Below are 19,376 nucleotides of genomic sequence, written 5' to 3' on the forward strand. Positions count from 1 at the left end.
CGCGGGGATCAGTCCGCCAGCACCGTCTGCGACGCGTCGGCATGGGCGAACGCGTCGCCGGACGACGACGGCAACGGCGCGACGCCCCGGATCAGGTCCGACACGCGCTCGGCGATCATGATGGTGGGTGCGTTGGTATTGCCGCCGATCAGCATGGGCATCACCGAGGCATCCACCACGCGCAGGCCGCCGATGCCGCGCACGCGCAACTGCGGATCGACCACGGCGCTGTCGTCGCTGCCCATCCGGCAGGTGCCGATGGGGTGGTAGACGGTCTCCGCCTTGGCGCGGATGAAGTCCACCAGCTCGGCATCGGACAGGTCGCTGCGCGCCGGGTGGATGGGGGCGCCGCGATAGGCGTCGAACGCTTTCTGCGCGAACAGCTCGCGCGACAGCTTGGCGCATTCGACCATCATCTTCAGGTCGAACCCTTCCGGATCGCTCAGGTAGTTGGCCTCGATGCGCGCATCCGCACGCGGATCGGCGTTGGCCAGGGCGATCCGGCCGCGGCTGCGGGGCCGCAGGAAGCAGGCGTGCAGGGTGTAGCCGTCGCCCTCCAGCCGGTTGCGGCCGTGGTCGTCCAGCATCGCCGGCACGAAGTGCAGCTGGATGTCGGCGCGCTCGTCCTGCGCCAGCGACGAACGCACGAACGCGCCCGCCTCGGCGATGTTGCTGCTGCCGGGCCCGCGGTGGCCGCGCAGGAAGTAGTCGAACGCCGTCTTCAGCTCGCTGGCGCGGTCGTAGGTCACGCGCTGGGTGGAGTGCTGCAGCGTGCAGATGTCCAGGTGGTCCTGCAGGTTCCGGCCCACGCCGGGCAGGTCGTGCCGCACGGTGATGCCGTGTTCGCGCAGGTGCTCGGCCGGGCCGATGCCGGACAGCATCAGCAGCTGCGGCGAGTTGATCGCGCCGCCACTCAACAGGACCTCACGCTCGCAGCGCACCGTCACCTCGTGCCCGCCGCGCGCGTAGGCCACGCCGACGGCGCGGCCGTCCTCCAGCAGGATGCGCCGCACCAGCGCGCCGGTGACGATGTCCAGGTTCTGCCGGTCGCGCGCGGGATCGAGGTAGGCCACCGCGCTGGAGCAGCGCGCGCCGTCCTTCTGCGTGACCTGGTAGAAGCCGAAGCCCTGCTGTCGCGGGCCGTTGAAATCGGGGTTGAGCGCAAAGCCCGCCTGCTGCCCGGCCTGCAGGAAGGCCGACGACAGCGGGTTGGTGTAGCGCAGGTCCGACACGTACAGCGGGCCGTTTGCGCCATGCAGGGCGTCGGCGCCGCGCGCGTTGCGTTCCGAACGCTTGAAGTAGGGCAGCACGCTGGCCCAGCCCCAGCCGTCCGCGCCGGCCTCGGCCCAGTCGTCGTAGTCGCCGGCGACGCCGCGGATGTAGCACATGGCGTTGATGGAACTGGAGCCGCCCAGCACCTTGCCGCGCGGCCACCACAGGCGGCGCCCGTCGAGGTGCGGTTCGGGCGCGGTGTCGTAGTTCCAGTTGACGCCCTTCTGCCCGACCAGCTTGGCCAGTCCGGCCGGCATGTGGATGAAGGGGTGCCAGTCGCGCGGACCGGCTTCCAGCAGCAGTACCCGGCAACCGGGGTCTTCGGACAGGCGATGGGCCAGCACGCAACCGGCGGAGCCGGCACCGATAATGACGAAGTCGTACACGCGTGGACCTGTTCCCGAGACCGCCCGAACGTATCGGCCGGGGCTAGAGCAAATGCTCTGAGCAGGGGCGATGCGGACCGGTGGCGGGCGACGCCTGGGCCATCGCGCGGTTGGCGCCCCGTGCCGTGCTGGCGATGTTGCAGTGCATCGTATACCGTGCGCGCGAGATGCGGGCCGGATGCCTGCCCACGGCCGTCACCAGGGGAATGCGCCCGCCCATGAGCCATCCATCAGCAGCCACTTCCAGGCTCGGCCGGTTCCGGGCGGCGTTGTCCGAATCGCCCCCGCTGCTGTGGGCGTTCATCTACTTCTTCTGCCTGCTGAGCGGCTATTACGTGCTGCGGCCGGTACGCGAGGCGATGGGGGCTTCGGCGGACGTGCAGGCGATCTTTCCGGCGCAGATGATCGAGTTCTTCGCCGCGCGCGGCATGCCGCTGAGGGACTTCACCCTGCAGGTGCTGTTCACCTGCACCTTCCTGATCATGCTGCTGCTGCAGCCGGTCTACGGCTGGCTGGTCAGCCGCTATCCGCGGCGCGTGTTCCTGCCGGTGGTGTACGGCTTCTTCATCGCCACGCTGCTGCTGTTCTACGTGCTGTTCAACAGCGGCGTGCCGGGACGCGGCATGGCGTTCTTCCTGTGGATCACGGTGTTCAACCTGTTCGCCGTGGCGGTGTTCTGGAGCTTCATGGCCGATGTCTTCAGCAACGCCGAAGCGCGCAAGTTCTATGGCTACATCGGCGCCGCCGGCACGATGGGGGCGTTCCTGGGCCCCGTCCTCACCCGCAGCCTGGTCGAACGCATCGGCATCGCCAACCTGATGCTGGTGTCCGCCGGCTTCCTGTCCGTCTGCGTGGTGTGCATCCTGCGCCTGCGCCTGTGGGCCGTGGCGCGCGAACAGGAACGGAAGATCGTCAGCGGCGAGGTGCCCATGGGCGGCGAGATCCTGGCCGGCCTGAAGCTGATCGCGCGCGAGCCGCTGCTGCGCTGGCTGGCGGTGATGGTGGTGACGGGCGTCGGCGTGGGCACGCTGCTCTACAACGAGCAGGCGGCCATCGTGCGGCGCCTCTACACCGATCCCGCGGCCAGCACGGCGTACTACGCCACCCTCGATCTGGCCGTGAACGCATTGACGCTGGTCGTGCAGTTGCTGCTGACCCGCTTCCTGCTGTCGCGCTACGGCATCGCGCCGGCGCTGCTGATCCCCGGCGCTGCGATCATCCTCGGCTTCTCCATCCTGTCGGCGTCGCCCTTACCGGTGATGGTGGCCATCGTGCAGGTGGTCACGCGCGCCAGCGAGTTCTCGCTGGCCAAGCCGGCGCGCGAGACCATCTACACCCGGGTGGGGCGCGAATGGCGCTACAAGGCCGGCGCCGCCATCGACACGGTGATCTACCGCGGCGGCGACCTGAGTTTCGTCTGGCTGCACAAACTGCTGTCCGCCTTCGGCTCGAACGTGGTGTTCGGGGCCGGCCTGCTGGTCGCCAGCGTCATGACTTTCGGGGCATGGCGGCTGCTGCGCGAGGAGTCCAAGCTGCCTTCCGAACGCGCCGCCGCCGCGGCGCCTGCCGGAAGCACACCATGACCTCACGCCGCGATTTCCTGCTGGCCGGTTCCGCGGCCGCCGCCTGGATGACGTTGCCGGGCAGCGTCCGCGCCGCGGTCGAAGGCGAGGCCGCCAGGCCACTCGACATCCTGGTCATGGGCGGCACCGGCTTCCTCGGTCCGCACTTCGTCGAAGCCGCGCGCGACCGCGGCCACAGGCTGACCCTGTTCAATCGCGGCAAGTCCAACCCGACACGCTTCAGCGGCGAAGCGTTCAAGGATATCGAACAACTGCACGGCGACCGCAAGAGCGACCTGGCCGCGCTGGAAGGCACGCGCCGCTGGGACGCCGTGCTGGATACCTCCGCCTACCTGCCAGCCGACGTGACGCGTTCGGCGGAGTTGCTGGCCCCGCGCGTGGGGCAGTACCTGATCGTCTCCTCGATCTCGGTTTACGCCGACAACGCGACGCCCGACGCCGACGAAACCGCGGCGGTGGCGACGATTCCCGACCCCACCGTCACCGAGATCACCGGCGAGACCTACGGTGCATTGAAGGCACTGTGCGAACAGGCGGCGGAGAAGGCCATGCCCGGCCGCACCACCGTCGTGCGCCCCGGCCTGATCGTCGGGCCCGGCGACACCACCGACCGCTTCACCTACTGGCCTGCGCGCGCCGCGCGGGGCGGCGAGATCCTCGCCCCCGGCGCGCCGGACAACCCCACCCAGGTCATCGACGTGCGCGACCTGGCGGAATTCATGCTGCGCCTGATCGAGACGCGCAACTTCGACGTCTTCAACGCCGATGCCCCGGCCGGCAAGCTGACGATGGGCGCGCTGCTGGACGCCTGCCAGAAGGCGGGGACGGAAGCCAATCAGGTCCAGTGCGTGCGCGCACCGTGCGACCAGCCCGCCGCCGCCAGTTCCACCGTGACCTGGGTACCGGCGGACTTCCTGGAACAGCAGAAGGTCAGCGCCTGGCAGGACATGCCGGCGTGGATTCCGCCGACCGGCGAATACGCGGCCTTCGGCCTGCGCAGCAGCGCACGCGCCCAGGCCGCCGGGCTGACCTACCGCTCTCTCGACACCACCGTGCACGATACCCTGCAGTGGTGGCTGGCATTGCCGGAAGAGCGCCGCGCCAAGCCGAAGGCGGGCATCGATGCCGAGCGCGAGGCCGAAGTGCTGAGGGCCTGGCACGCGCGGAAGACCGCGTAGGAGCGGTCTGCAGGCCTGTTGGATAACACGCCGCGATACTCCCTGAGTATCGACCGGCAGGCCATTGCGCGGGGCGACACCCATGAAGCGTTTCCATGCGGGGGACGTTATGCTGGCCGCCTGCCCTCCGGAGTGATCGCATGACCCTGCTCGCGTCCGTGCTCGTGGTGCTGGTCGCACTGCTGCACCTGTATTTCCTGGTGCTGGAGATGTTCCTGTGGACCCGTCCGCTGGGCATGAAGACCTTCCGCAACACGCCGGAGAAGGCGGAGACCACGCGCGTGCTGGCCGCCAACCAGGGGCTCTACAATGGTTTCCTCGCCGCGGGCCTGCTCTGGGGCCTGTTCACCGCACAGTGGAACGTGGTGGTGTTCTTCCTGCTGTGCGTCGTCGTCGCGGCGCTGTATGGCGCGTGGAGCGTCAGCAGGCGCATCTTCTACGTGCAGGGCGTGCCGGCCATCGCCGCGCTGGCGGCCATCTGGCTATTGTAGGAGCGCCCTGGGGCGCGATGCTCTTCCTCACGGTATGCCCGCGAGGCATTCCGTTCATCGATACCGCTGCTTGATGGTAGTTGTAGGAGCGGGCCATGCCCGCGATGCTTTTTTGCGCAGTGGTGGAAAGAAGAGCATCGCGCCCCAGGGCGCTCCTACGGGGAAAGAAGCGGAATCGCGAACAGCAGGGCGCCCAGAACGAACAAGGCCGTCAGCGCGTGCACCAACGGGTGGTGCACGCGCAGGAACACGAATTGCTCGATCGTCCGCCCCACCCAGAACAGCGCCATGAAGGCCAGTATCGCGTTGCCCAGCGGCGTGCGCAGCAGTTCGTCGGTGAAGACGAAGCAGGCCGCGCCAATGCCGAGGAACACGTAGATCAACCGCAGGTTGAGGATCTGCATGATCGCGCGGTTGGCCGCCGAGTTGCGGGCCAGGTCGCGCTTCCAGTCGAACAGTTTCCAGAATGCCAGGTGGAACAGCGCGAAACCGAGGCTGTGCGCGCCGCCCAGGCGGACCAGAAGTTCGGGCGTGTCCATGGCGTCGCCGGGTCGATGCTCAGCGTGTGTCGCGCGCCGGTTTCGGCGATACCCACATGCTGATGCGGGCGCGGAACACCGCCTCGCCCTGCGGGTTGTCGACCACCACGTTCATCGGCAGTTCGTAGCCATCGGCCGATGCGTGGGGCGCAAACTCCGGCGTGGCGACGGCCCGCATCGTGCCGACGGCCTTCTTCACGTACTCCACCGTCATCCCTTTCGGAATCCAGCGCATCGAGGCGGGGATGCTGACGTCGGTGGTCAGTCCGCCGACGAACTCGGCCAGGTTGCACAGCGCGATCGCGTGCACGGTGCCCAGGTGGTTGGTCACGCTGCGGCGGTGGGCGATGGTGGCCTCGCCGCGGTTGGGCTCCAGCAGCGTCATGCGCGGCTTGATGCTGCCGAAGTAGGGCGCCTTGAAGCAGATCAGGCGCGAGAACAGCCACTTGCCCAGCGGCTTGCGGCTCAGGGTGCGGTAGATCTGCAGGACGTTGGCGCTCATCGGGGAACCCTTCGGATCAACCCCTCCCCCCGTACTTGATACGGGGCTGGGATCGGGGCGGGCGGAGATGGTGAAGCTGGGTCTTCGCGGGCGGGCTGGCATCGTCTTCGGGTGCCAGCCCGGCTCGCAATGGGCGGTGGCTTCGTCGCCCCCACCCTAACCCTCCCCCGCAGGCGAGGGAGGGGATACTCCCTTCAGGCCGCTTCGCGCGGCTGGCGCTTGTTCTGCGGCAGGTCGTAGTAGCTGGCCGCGCGCAGTTCGTGCACGTCGAAGTCGTCCACGGTGATGGCTTCCAGCGTGATGGCGCGCAGTTCCTCCAGCAGCTTGCGCTCCTCCACGGTGATCCAGCCTTCGCGCACGCCTTCGTCCAGCTGCGCGGCGTAGTCCAGCGCCTCGATGCCCTTGGTCTTCAGCGCCTTCAGGAACTTGCGCTCCACCGGCTCGGCGGCGATGGCGGTGGCCAGGTAGCTGGCGATGCGGCCGCCGGGGTTGTTCGCGCACGGGGTCAGGAACACGCCCTGCGCCAGCCGGTCGCGGGCTTCGTTCGGCGCCATCAGCAATGCCGCCACGCGGTGGCCCAGGCGGTCGCCCGGGGCTTCGGCACGGCGGCCCCACGGGAAGATCAGCGCCCACATCAGCCAGCCCACCGGGCGGATCGGGAAGTTGCGCAGCGCGGCCGACAGCGCCAGTTCGATCTTGTGCACGCTGTCGTGGAAGGCCCATGCCAGCAGCGGCTGGTCGGACTGCGGCGCGCCTTCGTCGTGGTAGCGCTTGAGCATGGCGCTGGTCATGTAGATGTGGCTCAACACGTCGCCCAGACGGCCCGACAGCGATTCCTTGAACTTCAGCTTGCCGCCCAGCGTCAGCATCGACACGTCGGCCATCAGCGCCAGGTTGGCGGAATAGCGGTCCAGCTTGCGGAAGTAGCGGCGGGTGTAGTCGTCGCCCGGCGCCGAACCGATCTTCGCGCCGGTCAGGCCGAACCAGAACGAACGCACGGCGTTGGAGATCGCGAAACCGATGTGGCCGAACAGGTTGCGGTCGAACTCTTCCACGCCGGCGTCGAAGTCCGGGTTCTGCGCGGCCTTCATCTCCTTCATCACCCACGGATGGCAGAGGATCGCGCCCTGGCCGAAGATCAGCAGGCTGCGGGTCATGATGTTGGCGCCTTCCACCGTGATGGCGATGGGCGCGGCCTGCCAGCTGCGGCCGGCGAAGTTGCGCGGCCCCAGGATGATGCCCTTGCCGCCCACCACGTCCATCACGTCGCTGATGACTTCGCGGCTCATGCTGGTGCAGTGGTACTTGGCGATGGCCGACGGCACCGACGGCACGTCGCCGCGGTCCACCGCGGCGGCGGTGGCCTGCGACAGCGCGCTGATCGCATAGGCCTTGCCGCCGATGCGGGCCAGCGCTTCCTCCACGCCCTCGAAGCGGCCGACCGACAGGCCGAACTGCTTGCGGATGCGCGCGTAGGCGCCGGTCACCACCGCCCCGGCCTTGGCGCCGCCGCTGGCGGTCGAGGGCAGAGTGATGGAGCGGCCCACGGCCAGGCACTCGTTGAGCATGTTCCAGCCCTTGCCGGCCATCTCCACGCCGCCGATCAGCTGGCTGAGCGGGATGAACACCTCGCGGCCGTGGATGGGGCCGTTCTGGAACGGCGAGTTGAGCGGGAAGTGGCGACGGCCGATTTCCACGCCCGGCGTTTCGCGCGGCAGCAGCGCCAGCGAGATGCCGATGTCCTTGGTGTCGCCGATCAGGCCGTCCGGGTCGTACATGCGGAAGGCCAGGCCGATCAGCGAGGCGACCGGGGCCAGGGTGATGTAGCGCTTGTCGAAGGTCAGCTTGACGCCCAGCACGTTGGCGCCGTTCCACTCGCCCTTGCAGACGATGCCGTAGTCGGGGATCGAAGTGGCGTCGGAACCGGCGAACGGACCGGTCAGGCCGAAGCAGGGCACTTCCTGGCCGATCGCCAGGCGCGGCAGGTAGTAGTCCTTCTGTTCCTGCGTGCCGTAGTGGTTGAGCAGTTCGCCCGGGCCCAGCGAGTTGGGCACGCCGACGGTGGAACTGACCACGCTGCTGACCGAGGCCAGCTTCTGGATGACCTTGTGGTGCGCCAGCGCGGAGAAGCCCAGGCCGCCGTACTGCTTGGGGATGATCATGCCGAAGAACTTGTTCTTCTTGATGAACTCCCACAGGTCCGGCGGCAGGTCGGCATGGACGTGGGTGATCTCCCAGTCGTTGACCATCCTGCACAGTTCTTCCACCGGGCCGTCGAGGAACGCCTGTTCCTCGGTCGTCAGCTGCGGCTTGGGATAGTCCAGCAGCTTGTTCCAGTCCGGGTCGCCGGTGAACAGTTCGCCCTCGAAACCCACCGAGCCGGTTTCCAGCGCGATGCGCTCGGTCTGCGACAGCGGCGGCAGTACCTTGCGGAAGAACTTCAGCATCGGCGAGGTGATCAGCGGCTTGCGGATCGCCGGGATCAGCAGCGGCACCGCGATGACGGCGACGATGACCGCGGCGATGGCCGTCGCGACCGGGTTGGCGCCCAGCAGCCAGCACGCCACCAGCAGGCTGGCGGTGATGGCGGCCCAGTACGCGAGCCGCAGGCGGTGGTAGGCGGCGAAGGCGCCCGCCAGCAGGAAGGCGAGGAAGGGGATGGCGATGCTCATGGGCTTGCTCCGGGCACGGATTCGGTTACATCGGGTTCGACGGCACCTGGCATGGCGGGAAGTCCGGCCAGGTATTCCAACACGGCGGCGGTAAACGCATCGTTGTCGTCGCCGGCCACCATGTGGGTGGCCTGCGGCAGATGCGCGTGGCGCGCGTGCGGCACCAGCGTCTTGAAGTCTTCGACGGTCTTTTCCGAGACCAGGTCGCTGCGCCCGCCGCTGATCAGCAGTACGGGACACTGTACGCCACGCGCCGCTTCGGCGATGGCGTCCTGGTGCTGCGCGCTGTCGCGCGCCAGTTCGTCCACCAGTCGCGGGTCCCAATGCCAGCGCCAGCGGCCGTCGACGCCTTCGCGCAGCAGTTCGCGCAGGTCGTCCGGCGATTTGCGGGTGCGGCGCTGCGGCTGGTAGGCGGCGATGACGTCGGCCGCATGCTCCAGCGATTCGAAGCCATCGGGGAATGCGGTCATGAAGCCCAGGATGCGCTCCAGGCCGGCGGGCTCCCAGCGCGGGGTGATGTCCACCAGCACCATGGCGCGGAACAGGCCCGGCCAGCGCGATTCGGCGATCAGGCCGAACAGGCCGCCCATCGATGCGCCCACCAGCACCGGCGGCTCGGGTTGTTCGCCGGCCACCACGATCAGGTCGTCGGCGAACTGGTCGCCGGCATAGGGCAGGTCGGCGGGATTGCGGTCCGATTCGCCGTGGCCGCGCGCGTCGTAGGCCAGGCCGCTGTAGCCATGCCCGGCCAGCACTTGGCCGGTACGGGTCCACGCGCCGCGCGTCTGGCCGAAGCCGTGCGCATAGACCAGCGCGGGGTTGCCCTGCAATGCGCGTGGCGAGGCGAAGCGCCGGGTCGCCAGGGCGAAATCGCCGTGCCCCGCCATCACGCGGCCATGGCCCGCATCGAGGTCGTCGCGGATCGGAGTGGCAGGGGAAACGGAAGTGACCATACGGCCTAGTATGGGTTTTCACTTTTAGAGTAGTCAATCGGTTTGCCGATGTTCCTGCCTATGCAACCGATTGATTTCATTTTATTTATTGTGCATCGCAGCAAACGTACCGCAACACACCACGGCGTATGGTTAAATGCGGAGCATGACCACACCCAGCCCCGCAGCCACCCCGACCGCACCTGCCCGCACCGCGCGCCTGAGCGCCGACGACTGGGCGCAGGCCGCGCTGGACCTGATCGCCGAGCAGGGCGTCGCCGCCGTGGCGGTGGAGCCGCTGGCCCGCCGCCTGGGCGTGACCAAGGGCAGCTTCTACTGGCATTTCCCGTCGCGCGATGCGTTGCTGCAGGCCGCGCTGGAGCGCTGGGAAGTGGTGGAGCAGGAAAGCGTGTTCGGCAACCTTGAGAAGGTCCCCGATCCGCGCGAACGCCTGCGCGCGCTGTTCCAGCTGGTCGGCCACGAAGTCAAGCCGCACATCATCTACAGCGAACTGCTGAAGGCGCTGGACCATCCGGCCGTGCAGCCGGTGATCGACCGCGTCTCGCAGCGCCGCCTCGACTACCTGGTGGCCTCGTTCCGGCAGGCCGGCCTGGGCCGGCAGGACGCCATCCACCGTGCCCGCCTCACCTACGCCGCGTACGTGGGTTTCCTGCAGTTGTCGCTGCAACTCCAGCAGCCGCGCATGACCCACGAGGAATTCGAGGCCTACCTCGAACACGTCATCTCGACGCTGATCCCGGTGTGATGCGTTCGTAGGGTGGGCCAGGGCCCACCTTCCGTGATGCTGCGATTGCACGTGGTGGGCCCGGGTCCGCCCTACGCGGGTGTGGCCGCCGCCCGCTTCAACTCGGACAAGCGCACCACCACATAAGCCAGCAGCGCCACCGCGAAGAACGCCAGCAGCATCCAGGCGATGCCCTGCAGTGTCTCGATGACCGTGCGATAGACCTCCAGCACCCAGCGTTCGGTGGTCAGCGCGATGATCTGGGCCTTTTCCTTGTCTGCCCATCGTGGTGCCGTGATGTAGCGCTCCAGTTCGTGGATGCGCACGCCCGACGAGACGCCGTTACCAGGATGGCGAACTTCATGTAACGCAGCCACGCCTGGCTGATGTCGTCGGCGATGATGCGTCCGAGGATCCGGTCGATCGGCTGCGAGAACGCACGCGCCACGCACCACGACACAGCGGTTGAAAGCAGCAGGGTTACGGCAAGCAAGGTCAGGAACATGGCGGTTTCCTTCGAGTCCGGGAATGCATCGGGTCAGGCAGGTCCCATCACGCCCTGCCGCACCCCACCGCGCCACTCGCGTTGCTCCCGCACGTACCCGGATTTCTCCAGATAACGGAAGATCGAGCGCACGGTGATCACCGGATAGTCGCCTGACAGGCGCGTGCCGACGGGGTGGTCGGTGAAGACGGTGTTGGCGGAGAACAATCCGCCCAGCACGCGCTTGGAATAGGGGATATGCACGGTATCCGGCGCGAAGCCGTCGCCCTTGGCGAACGCGTACGCCGTGCGGCGGTCGTACACCGGTCGCTCGGCCAGCGCGGAGGCCAGCACTTCGACGATCCACGCCGTGGAGTTCTGGTAGTCGTCGCTGCCTGGGCGTGCGATCAGGTTGTAGCGCGGGTGGTGCAGGCTGTGGCGCGGCATTTGCTGCAGGCGCGCGGCCAGTCGGTCCGCCACCTCGGGCGTGAACCACACGATGCGCAGGTCCTGGTTCACCAGGTCGTCGGAGAAGAAGTTCACCAGTCCCTGCGCGTACAGGCCCGAGCGGTCGCTGCCGCATTCGTTGAGCAGGTGGACCACCGTCCAGCGGCCGTGCGCGTGGTCGCGCACCGCGAAGCCGGCGTGGCTGTAGAACAGGCCCTGCCTGGACAGGTCGGTGCCCACCCGTGCGATCAAGGCGACCGGCGCATCCATTTCATCCAATGCGGAAGCAGCCAACAGCGCGGTGCGCGCCGCGGCCTCGACCTTGTGGGGAGGCACCTGCATCTCCCGGCACGCATCGCCCGCGCGGGCGCCGGACACGGCCAGCCACAGGCACGGCAGCAGCATCCATGCGGAAAGAATGCGCTTCATCGCGCTCACCCGCCGTAGCGATGGCTGTGGATGTGCGGGCGCACGGTGTCGTTGGCGATGAAGCACAACGCCTCGCCGGCTGCGCTGATGATCCAGCCCGTCGCCACCACGGCCACGCTCAGTGCGGTGCCGACCACGATGCCCAGCCGGCGGATCGCCTCCACCGACAGATACACCACGAACGATGCGCCCACGCCCACCACCGACACGGTGACCGCCACGCTGCCGGCCACCGCGCCGACGCTGGCGCCCACGCCGGACACCACCGCCGAGGCGCCGTGCCCCAGTGCATGCACCACCGCCACCGGCACTTCCACCGAGGCGGCCAGGCTGGCCTGCGAATGCCGGCTCGCGCCGTCGGACTGCGGCGCGCTCCATGCCGGCGTGGACAGCGCGGCGATCAGGGCGAGGGTCAGCGAACGTGCGATCAGGCGGGTCATGAGGCGTCCTCCGTGGATGCCGGAGGGTGGACGCGGGCGATGCCGGCATTCAACGATCATCGACAAGGTAAGCTCTGGCGAAACGACAGGTATAGGAATCCGCTACCCATGGCCGTCTCCGTGGACCTGATTGATGCACTGAAGCGTTGCCTGCGCGGGCAGGGCATGACCTACCGCGACCTGGCCGCCCGCATCCGCATGAGCGAAGCGGCGGTCAAGCGCATGTTCTCCCGCCGCGCGATGAGCCTGCAGCGGCTGGAGCAGATCTGCGACGTGCTGGACGTGGGCCTGGCCGAACTCAGCGCCGAGGCCTCGCGCGGGCGCAAGGCCATGGCGCAGCTGAGCGAGGCGCAGGAACAGGCGCTGGTGGACGACCCGCCCTTGCTGATGGCGTTGTTCCTGACCCTCAACCGCTGGCGGCAGGAGGACGTGATGGGCCACTTCGGCTTCACCCCCGCGCAGTGGACCGGCCTGCTGGTGAAACTGGACCGGCTGGGCATCATCGAACTGATGCCCGGCAACCGCGGCCGCGCGCTGACCGCCCGCAACTTCCGCTGGCGCGCCGACGGGCCGATGGAGCGCTACTTCCGCCTGACCCTGCTGACCGACTACTTCGCCGATCCCTTCGACGGGGAACAGGACGCCTTGCTGCTGCTCAGCGGCAGCCTGAGCATCGACGGCGTGAAGCAACTGCGCCAGCGGCTGGAGGAAGTGGCGCGCGAGTTCGACGCCCTGCTGGCCCGCGATGCCACCCTCAGCGCCGAGGAGCGCGTGGGCGTCAGCCTGGTGTTGGCGCAGAAACCCTGGCTGCTGCAGCTGTTCAACCCCTACCGCCGTTCGCGCGGGCCCTGACCTCATTCTTATGCCTGCCCCCCTTTCTTTGTAGGAGCGCCCCGTGGGCGCGATGCTTTTCCGCAGAGGCAAAGCAAGGGCATCGCGCCCATGGGGCGCTCCTACAAGGCATTCCTGGCCTCGGGCCGGGGCATTCAGCGTTGTCCTCGTCAGCGGGACAGGACATTGGTATCATTTTGGTCTCATTTATCGGAGGGTGGGCATGAACGCAGCGGTCGACGTTTTCGAGCAACTCAACACCCACGGCAGCCGGCTGGACGCCCTCAACGCCTGGGTGGCCGAAGTCGCCGCGCTGACCCTGCCCGACCACATCCACTGGTGCGAAGGAAGCGATGCCGAAAACGCCGCGTTGACCCGGCAGATGCTCGCCGACGGCACGCTGCTGCCGCTGAACCCGGAGACCCACCCGCACAGCTGGCTGCACCGTTCCAATCCCAGCGACGTGGCCCGCGTGGAACACCTGACCTTCATATGTACGCCGCAACAGGCAGACGCCGGCCCCAACAACCACTGGATGGCACCGGCCGAGGCGCACGCGAAGATGGATGAGCTGTTCGCCGGCTGCATGCGCGGCCGCACGCTGTACGTGGTCCCGTACTGCATGGGCCCGATCGATTCGCCGCTGGCGCGCTGCGGCGTGGAGGTCACCGATTCGCCGTACGTGGTGGCCAATATGCGGATCATGACCCGCATGGGCGCGGCGGCGCTGGCACGCATCGAGCGCGAGGGTTCGTTCGTGAAGGGCCTGCACTCCACCGGCGAGCTGGACCCGGACCGCCGCTTCATCATGCATTTCCCCGAAGAGCTGACCATCAAGAGCTTCGGCTCCGGCTACGGCGGCAACGCGCTGCTGGGCAAGAAGTGCCATGCGCTGCGCATCGCCTCGCACCAGGCGCGCAGCGAAGGCTGGCTGGCCGAGCACATGCTGATCGTCGGCATCGAGAACCCGCAGGGCGAGACCCACTACATCGCCGCCGCGTTCCCGAGCGCCTGCGGCAAGACCAACCTGGCCATGCTGATCCCACCGGAGGGCTACCGCGAGGCCGGCTGGAAGGTCTGGACGGTAGGCGACGACATCTGCTGGATGCGCCCCGGCGCCGACGGCCGCCTGTACGCGATCAACCCGGAAGCCGGCTTCTTCGGCGTGGCGCCGGGTACCTCGGACATCTCCAACCCCAACGCGCTGGCCACCATCAGCCACCACACCCTCTTCACCAACGTCGCCGTCACCGACGACCAGGAGCCGTGGTGGGAAGGCCTGGACAAGCGCACGCCGGCGCTGGACTGGCAGGGCCGCCCGTACGACCCGGCCAACGGCCCGGCCGCGCACCCCAACTCGCGCTTCACCGTGTCGGCCAGGCAGTGCCCCAGCTATTCGCCGCGCGCGGAAGACCCACAGGGCGTGCCGATCTCGGCCATCGTCTTCGGCGGTCGTCGCGCCTCGCTGGTGCCGCTGGTGTTCGAGGCGCGCGACTGGACGCACGGCGTGCTGGTCGGCGCCGCGATGGGATCGGAAACCACCGCCGCCGCCACCGGCGCGGTCGGCGTGATGCGCCGCGACCCGATGGCGATGAAGCCGTTCTGCGGCTACAACTTCGCCGACTACTTCGCGCACTGGCTGTCGTTCGACGTGGCTGGCGCGAAGCTGCCCAAGATCTTCCACGTCAACTGGTTCCGCAAGGGCGCCGACGGCAAGTTCCTGTGGCCGGGTTTCGGCGACAACCTGCGCGTGCTGGAGTGGATGATCCAGCGTGTGGAGGGCAAGGCCGGGGCGGTGGAAACGCCCATCGGCCGGTTGCCGCGTGCGGACGACCTGAACCTGGACGGCATCGAACTGACCGCCGAAGCCCGCGAGGTGCTGTTCGGCTTCGACCGTGCCGGTTGGCAGGCCGAGTTCGCCGGCATCGGCGAGTTCCTGCAGGAGTTCGGCACCCGTACCCCGCAGGCGTTGATGGACGAACAGCAGCGCATCGTCCAACAGCTGGCGGGCTGACGCCGCCCGCATAGCCGCGGCTTCATATCGCTCCTGCACTGGCCCCGCGCACGGTCCGTCGGCCGACGCGGGGCTTTTTGTGGGCGCGCAGTAAGGAAGGATCCCAATCCCTTCCCTCCGCAGGCAGGGAGAGGGGCACGCGTTCCACCATGCCGGTAGAGGCTTGGAGAAAAATCCCCAGCCCCTCTAAACCCCCGCGCCCCGCCCGGCATCCTAGTCAGTATGCTGAATGCCGTGATCGAACCCGTTGCCGACAGCGCTGCCCCCGAGGCGGCGGCCGCCCAGGACACCGCGCTGGTGCGTTCGGCCGCGGGCGGCGACACCCGCGCCTTCGAGGCGCTGTACCGCCGCCATGCCGGCCGCGTGCATGGCGTGATCCAGCGGCTGGTGGGCGGGCAGGGCGTGCGGGCGGAAGACCTGACGCAGGAAGCCTTCGTGCGGGCATGGCAGGCATTGCCCGCGTTCCGGTTCGAAAGCGCCTTCACCACCTGGCTGCACCGGCTGGCGGTCAACACCGCGCTGATGGAACTGCGCAGCCGGCGCGGCCAGCCGCGTTTCGACGACGACGAGGATGCGCTGGACGACCTGGGCATGGCCGACAGCGCGGGTTACGGCACGGCGCTGTCGCTGGACCTGGAACGCGCCGTGGCCACGCTGCCGCCGCGCGCCCGCGCCGTGCTGGTGTTGTACGACGTGGAAGGCTGGAAACACGAAGAGATCGCCGCCGAACTGGGCATGGCGGTCGGCAGTTCAAAAGCACAGCTGCACCGTGCGCGGCACTTGCTGCGCCAGCGGTTAGGAGTAGAGGCATGACCCATCACGACCCCACGAAGCTTCCCGACGACGCGCTGCGCTGGCGGTTGCGCGCACTGCGGCAGGACACGCCGCCCTCGCGCGACCTGTGGCCGGACATCGCCGCGCGCCTGGCCGCCACCCCGCAACGGGCGGCAACGCCCGTGCGGCGACGGGTGACCCCGTTCGCCCTGGCGGCGTCGGTGCTGCTCGCCGTCACCGTGACCTGGCAACTGCAGAAAGCGCCGGAAGACGGTGCGTTGATCCAGCGCGAAGCCGCCTCGATGACCCGCGACTACGCCGGCGCGCTGGCGCAACTGGACCAGCGCGCCCAGGCACCGGAGGAAATCGCCCCGGCGCTGCACGCCCTGGACGAAAGCGCGGCGCAGATCCGTCGCGCCATCGCCACCGATCCCAACGCGCGCTTCCTGCTGGACCAGTTGCGCCGCACCTATGCCCGACGCCTGGCGCTGACCCAGCGCGTGGCCATGACCTGAGGAGTACCCCATGCGTACCACCATCGCTTTCTCGCTGCTGCTGGGCAGCGCACTGCTGGCGTCCCCCGCGCTGGCGCAGACCGCCATCGACGAAACCCGCCCGCTGGACCCGCGCGGCCGCGTGGACATCAACAACATCAAGGGCCGCATCGAAGTGCGTGGCTGGGAGCGCGACGAGGTGAAGATCACCGGCACGCTGGGCAAGGGCGTGGAGCGGCTGCAGGTGGACGGCGGCGGCCCGCACCTGAGCGTGGAAGTGCGCTACCCGAAGAGCGGCGGCTGGGGCGGCAATCAGTCCGGTCCGACCGAACTGGTGCTGATGGTGCCGCTGCGCGCCGACCTGGACATCGAATCCGTGGCCGCCGACGTGCATGTCACCGGCATGGCGTCCAACGAGCTGTCCATCAGCAGCGTCAGCGGCAGCGTGGTCGCCGCCGCCGCGCCGCGCAAGGCGGACGTGGAAACCGTCAGCGGCAGCGCCCACCTGACCCTCAACAGCGCCGACGTGGATGTGCAGACCGTCAGCGGCAACATCGTCCTGCGTGGACGCCTGAATGGCGACATCAGCACCGAGACCGTCTCCGGCCGCATCGAAGTCACCGTCAACGGCGAACAGGTCCGCGACCTCAGCACCAGCACCGTCAGCGGCCGCGCCGAAGTCAGCACCGCCCTGGCCCCGGGCGGCGAGATCAGCATGGAATCGGTCAGCGGCGACCTGCTGCTGCGCCTGCCCGCCAACGTATCCGCGCAGGTCAGGGGCGAAACCTTCAGCGGCGGCCTCAAGGCGACCGGCGTCACCATCGAGAAACGCAGCGGCGCCGGCCGCAGCTTCAACACCCGCTACGGCGATGGCAGGGGTCGCGTGAAGCTGGAGACGTTCTCCGGGAGTGCGGAAGTGCGGGTGGAGTAGGCGCTCTGTCCGTCGGGCGTCGATACCATTTCTTATCATCGACCTCCGCGTACCGATGAAGAGGGAAGGGTCGCATCATGGCCATTGTCACCGCTCCCATGCAGTGGGCCCGGCTCGACGTCGGGCCAGAATGGGGTGCCGTGTCATTTTTTCGTGTTGCGCCCCCGGACCGGCGGCGGACACGGGTCTGAGTGGGTCTTATCCGAGAACGGGAGAGCGCACGTGTTGAGCCAAGATCCGCGCCGTGAGCGATCAGACGAAATCGCTGGTTTCCGCGGCCGGCACCGCCGTTTCCGCAGGGCGCTGATCCGAAGCGGAGCGTTCGTGGGCACAGGTCCTGGCCGTCGAGCCAGGCAATATCCAGGCACTCTTCAGCCTGGTCATCCACGCCTCATCCGTCGAATCCCCATGCTTTCGGGACTAGGCCGATTGGGGCTCCCTGTGCATGAAACTAATTGTGTGATGGCGGGTGCGTGCATCGTCGTGTGATTCGAGACGCAAAAGCACCTACAGCGATTCCATGGGCATGGAAAGCTCGTGATCCCGTTTGAGGATTTTATTCACAAGAGATGCCCGCATCCATCAGCATCTGTTTGAGGCCGTCCATCTGCGTCCCGTAGCGTTTCCATCTATCCAGGGCGGAACTGTAGATGCGCTCGCGCACCTGTACGGCGCTGGCGGTGGCAACCGGCGCGGTGTTGTTCTCGAAGTTTAGGCAGGCCTCATCCCAAGGTAAGCCGCAGTGGGACAGCAGTTTCCTGATGTTCTTCTCCTGTTCCGCGACCAGGGATTCGTAACGTACTTGCAATATCCTGCCGGGGAAAGTCCGGTCCCAGTGCGCCATCAGTCGATCGAACAGAACATAATAGTTGCCCGTGTCCATCAGATCGTAGGAATAGTCGAAATACGGGGATTCGGGTGCGAATAACTGTCTGAAATTGCTCAGGCAGGTGTCCATGGGATTCCGCCTCACGCATACGATTCTTGCGTTTGGTAGTGACATGGCGATGTACCCCAGGTACATGAAGTTGTGCGGAAGCTTGTCGGTGAAGAAAGGGGATGAACCCACCAATGGCTTGGTGCTTGCCAAGTAGGCCGCGCCCAATCCCTGCCAATCGATATCCCTGGCGTTGGAAATATGCTCCGGGTTGAACATTTCAAACCCCGGCCCGCCCAGTGCCCGTTTCCAGGCGGAGGGGAAGTTGTGCAGTTCACCGGCGGAATGCACAAGCGGATGGCTGGACAGGATCCTGTCCACCAGCGTGGTGCCGCTACGCGGCATGCCGACTATGAAGATCGGTCCTTCCTCGCTGCACCCTGTGGAAGGCAACGCAGCTCCTGCCCATGGGAAGTTGCATGCCAGCGCGTTGAACAATGCGTTCTCTCGCTCCCTTGAATACCCCAGCAGAGCTTTCGGTGCATGCTTGCCGATGGAGTAGTGGTTGAAGGCTTTTTCGTACTCCCCTATGTCTTCCAACTCCTTGGCCAGGGCCATGTTCAAGTAAGTCGTGGCGGTCACTCTGCCGGCTACACCGGCAATCAGCCTGGAAAGCCTCTCGATATGATTGGAGGCAATAGTCTGTTTGCGGATTTGTGCCAGGGAGTGGTGCGCCTTCCAATGATGGGGGTTGATGGCCAGGCAGGCTTCGAATTCCTGTTCGGCTTCTTCCAGCTTGCCGAAGAATGTGAGTGTGGTGCCCAGGTTGAACCTGAATCCATCGTTTGTCGGCATGATGCCGACTGCGCTCCGGAATGAAGCCAACGCACTGGTGTAGGCATGACATTGGCTGAAGATCACGCCAAGGGTGTCATGAGCAAGGGCATCTTCGGGGGCCGCCATTTCCATGGCGCGCTCGGCTTCCTGCAGCGCGGCTCCATAGTCCTGTAGCGAGGCATGGGCCCGGGCCAGGAGCAGGCTGAATTCCATGCGGGAACCATCCAGGGCCACTGCCCGTTTCAGGTGGTTCAGCGCTGCGGGATTTTCGTTGCGCTCCAGTAGGGAGATGCCGGCAATGTAATGCGCATCAGGATCCTGCGGTGAGCGGTCCAGCACCCGGGTCGCCAATGCTCCGGCTTGCTCCCAGCGGCGCTGCTGCAAGGCGATGATCGCCTGCTGATGGATATCGGGATGCATCTGATGGGGTTCCTGCATGCGTTGAATCGCATCCGGGTGCGGACTGGACATGTGGGCCTGGGCCGCCTGATGAGCCATGCGTAGGGATGCTGCTTCCC

General features: G+C 67.3%; 18 protein-coding genes. 9 read left to right on the forward strand and 9 right to left on the reverse strand.

Annotation, left to right across the window (positions count from 1 at the left end):
- Positions 1–8: 8 nt before the first annotated feature.
- Positions 9–1,658, reverse strand: a complete 1,650-nt coding sequence (locus AAD027_RS04190) for a GMC family oxidoreductase (RefSeq protein ID WP_341724775.1) — start codon at positions 1,656–1,658, stop codon at positions 9–11.
- Positions 1,659–1,876: 218 nt separating this feature from the next.
- On the opposite strand from AAD027_RS04190, the gene AAD027_RS04195 reads away from it, so the two are divergent.
- The 3 genes from AAD027_RS04195 (at position 1,877) to AAD027_RS04205 (ending at position 4,910) form a co-directional block, all read left to right on the forward strand.
- On the forward strand, positions 1,877–3,241 hold the full coding sequence (locus AAD027_RS04195) for an NTP/NDP exchange transporter (protein WP_341724776.1): 1,365 nt from the start codon (positions 1,877–1,879) through the stop codon (positions 3,239–3,241).
- Entirely contained in the window at positions 3,238–4,419 is a 1,182-nt protein-coding gene (locus AAD027_RS04200) for an NAD-dependent epimerase/dehydratase family protein (RefSeq protein ID WP_341724777.1), read from the forward strand. The genes AAD027_RS04195 and AAD027_RS04200 overlap by 4 nt, the downstream gene beginning before the upstream one ends.
- Before the next feature lie 140 nt (positions 4,420–4,559).
- Positions 4,560–4,910, forward strand: coding sequence for a DUF1304 domain-containing protein (locus AAD027_RS04205; RefSeq protein ID WP_341724778.1), 351 nt, complete (start codon positions 4,560–4,562; stop codon positions 4,908–4,910).
- Positions 4,911–5,065: 155 nt separating this feature from the next.
- Here the strand turns inward: AAD027_RS04205 and AAD027_RS04210 are convergent, their stop codons facing one another.
- From AAD027_RS04210 to AAD027_RS04225, 4 genes are all read right to left on the reverse strand, one after another.
- Complete coding sequence (locus AAD027_RS04210; protein ID WP_341724779.1) at positions 5,066–5,449, reverse strand: hypothetical protein; 384 nt, start codon at positions 5,447–5,449, stop codon at positions 5,066–5,068.
- 19 nt (positions 5,450–5,468) lie between these two features.
- A complete protein-coding gene (locus tag AAD027_RS04215) occupies positions 5,469–5,951 on the reverse strand; it encodes a hotdog fold domain-containing protein (RefSeq protein ID WP_341724780.1) in 483 nt (160 codons plus the stop codon).
- 194 nt (positions 5,952–6,145) lie between these two features.
- Positions 6,146–8,623, reverse strand: coding sequence for an acyl-CoA dehydrogenase (locus AAD027_RS04220; RefSeq protein WP_341724781.1), 2,478 nt, complete (start codon positions 8,621–8,623; stop codon positions 6,146–6,148).
- Positions 8,620–9,576 (reverse strand): alpha/beta fold hydrolase, encoded by a 957-nt coding sequence (locus tag AAD027_RS04225; protein ID WP_341724782.1) that lies wholly within the window; start codon positions 9,574–9,576, stop codon positions 8,620–8,622. The genes AAD027_RS04220 and AAD027_RS04225 overlap by 4 nt, the downstream gene beginning before the upstream one ends.
- 136 nt (positions 9,577–9,712) lie before the next feature.
- Between AAD027_RS04225 and AAD027_RS04230 the strand changes: the two genes are divergently transcribed.
- The gene (locus tag AAD027_RS04230; protein ID WP_425605388.1) at positions 9,713–10,321 is read left to right on the forward strand and encodes a TetR/AcrR family transcriptional regulator; all 609 of its coding nucleotides are present in this window, start codon (positions 9,713–9,715) and stop codon (positions 10,319–10,321) included.
- Between the two features lie 71 nt (positions 10,322–10,392).
- Here AAD027_RS04230 and AAD027_RS04235 read toward each other — a convergent pair whose 3' ends face one another.
- From AAD027_RS04235 to AAD027_RS04245, 3 genes are all read right to left on the reverse strand, one after another.
- Positions 10,393–10,677: a hypothetical protein gene (locus tag AAD027_RS04235; protein WP_341724784.1), complete on the reverse strand. Its 285-nt coding sequence runs from the start codon at positions 10,675–10,677 to the stop codon at positions 10,393–10,395.
- A 161-nt stretch (positions 10,678–10,838) separates the two neighbouring features.
- Complete coding sequence (locus AAD027_RS04240) at positions 10,839–11,660, reverse strand: DUF2145 domain-containing protein (RefSeq protein WP_341724785.1); 822 nt, start codon at positions 11,658–11,660, stop codon at positions 10,839–10,841.
- A 5-nt stretch (positions 11,661–11,665) separates the two neighbouring features.
- Positions 11,666–12,100, reverse strand: coding sequence for a hypothetical protein (locus AAD027_RS04245; protein ID WP_341724786.1), 435 nt, complete (start codon positions 12,098–12,100; stop codon positions 11,666–11,668).
- 108 nt (positions 12,101–12,208) lie between these two features.
- Here AAD027_RS04245 and AAD027_RS04250 point away from each other — a divergent pair, with 108 nt between their 5' ends.
- From AAD027_RS04250 to AAD027_RS04270, 5 genes are all read left to right on the forward strand, one after another.
- Positions 12,209–12,952, forward strand: a complete 744-nt coding sequence (locus AAD027_RS04250) for a helix-turn-helix domain-containing protein (protein WP_341724787.1) — start codon at positions 12,209–12,211, stop codon at positions 12,950–12,952.
- 202 nt (positions 12,953–13,154) lie between these two features.
- A complete protein-coding gene (locus tag AAD027_RS04255; protein ID WP_341724788.1) occupies positions 13,155–14,945 on the forward strand; it encodes a phosphoenolpyruvate carboxykinase (GTP) in 1,791 nt (596 codons plus the stop codon).
- A 222-nt stretch (positions 14,946–15,167) separates the two neighbouring features.
- Positions 15,168–15,758: an RNA polymerase sigma factor gene (locus AAD027_RS04260; protein WP_341724789.1), complete on the forward strand. Its 591-nt coding sequence runs from the start codon at positions 15,168–15,170 to the stop codon at positions 15,756–15,758.
- Positions 15,755–16,234 (forward strand): hypothetical protein, encoded by a 480-nt coding sequence (locus AAD027_RS04265; protein ID WP_341724790.1) that lies wholly within the window; start codon positions 15,755–15,757, stop codon positions 16,232–16,234. The genes AAD027_RS04260 and AAD027_RS04265 overlap by 4 nt, the downstream gene beginning before the upstream one ends.
- 10 nt (positions 16,235–16,244) lie before the next feature.
- Complete coding sequence (locus AAD027_RS04270; RefSeq protein ID WP_341724791.1) at positions 16,245–17,144, forward strand: DUF4097 family beta strand repeat-containing protein; 900 nt, start codon at positions 16,245–16,247, stop codon at positions 17,142–17,144.
- Between the two features lie 556 nt (positions 17,145–17,700).
- Here the strand turns inward: AAD027_RS04270 and AAD027_RS04275 are convergent.
- Positions 17,701–19,356, reverse strand: coding sequence for a tetratricopeptide repeat-containing sulfotransferase family protein (locus AAD027_RS04275; protein WP_341724792.1), 1,656 nt, complete (start codon positions 19,354–19,356; stop codon positions 17,701–17,703).
- Positions 19,357–19,376 lie beyond the last annotated feature (20 nt).

The organism is Pseudoxanthomonas putridarboris, from assembly GCF_038321125.1.
Classification (GTDB): Bacteria; Pseudomonadota; Gammaproteobacteria; order Xanthomonadales; family Xanthomonadaceae; genus Pseudoxanthomonas_A; species Pseudoxanthomonas_A putridarboris.

Coding starts and splice junctions, on each gene's coding strand:
- AAD027_RS04195 (WP_341724776.1), top strand. CDS start 1,877: ATGAGCCATCCATCAGCAGCCACTTCCAGGCTCGGCCGGTTCCGGGCG.
- AAD027_RS04200 (WP_341724777.1), top strand. CDS start 3,238: ATGACCTCACGCCGCGATTTCCTGCTGGCCGGTTCCGCGGCCGCCGCC.
- AAD027_RS04205 (WP_341724778.1), top strand. CDS start 4,560: ATGACCCTGCTCGCGTCCGTGCTCGTGGTGCTGGTCGCACTGCTGCAC.
- AAD027_RS04210 (WP_341724779.1), bottom strand. CDS start 5,449: ATGGACACGCCCGAACTTCTGGTCCGCCTGGGCGGCGCGCACAGCCTC.
- AAD027_RS04215 (WP_341724780.1), bottom strand. CDS start 5,951: ATGAGCGCCAACGTCCTGCAGATCTACCGCACCCTGAGCCGCAAGCCG.
- AAD027_RS04220 (WP_341724781.1), bottom strand. CDS start 8,623: ATGAGCATCGCCATCCCCTTCCTCGCCTTCCTGCTGGCGGGCGCCTTC.
- AAD027_RS04225 (WP_341724782.1), bottom strand. CDS start 9,576: ATGGTCACTTCCGTTTCCCCTGCCACTCCGATCCGCGACGACCTCGAT.
- AAD027_RS04230 (WP_425605388.1), top strand. CDS start 9,713: ATGCGGAGCATGACCACACCCAGCCCCGCAGCCACCCCGACCGCACCT.
- AAD027_RS04240 (WP_341724785.1), bottom strand. CDS start 11,660: ATGAAGCGCATTCTTTCCGCATGGATGCTGCTGCCGTGCCTGTGGCTG.
- AAD027_RS04245 (WP_341724786.1), bottom strand. CDS start 12,100: ATGACCCGCCTGATCGCACGTTCGCTGACCCTCGCCCTGATCGCCGCG.
- AAD027_RS04250 (WP_341724787.1), top strand. CDS start 12,209: ATGGCCGTCTCCGTGGACCTGATTGATGCACTGAAGCGTTGCCTGCGC.
- AAD027_RS04255 (WP_341724788.1), top strand. CDS start 13,155: ATGAACGCAGCGGTCGACGTTTTCGAGCAACTCAACACCCACGGCAGC.
- AAD027_RS04260 (WP_341724789.1), top strand. CDS start 15,168: ATGCTGAATGCCGTGATCGAACCCGTTGCCGACAGCGCTGCCCCCGAG.
- AAD027_RS04265 (WP_341724790.1), top strand. CDS start 15,755: ATGACCCATCACGACCCCACGAAGCTTCCCGACGACGCGCTGCGCTGG.
- AAD027_RS04270 (WP_341724791.1), top strand. CDS start 16,245: ATGCGTACCACCATCGCTTTCTCGCTGCTGCTGGGCAGCGCACTGCTG.
- AAD027_RS04275 (WP_341724792.1), bottom strand. CDS start 19,356: ATGGCTCATCAGGCGGCCCAGGCCCACATGTCCAGTCCGCACCCGGAT.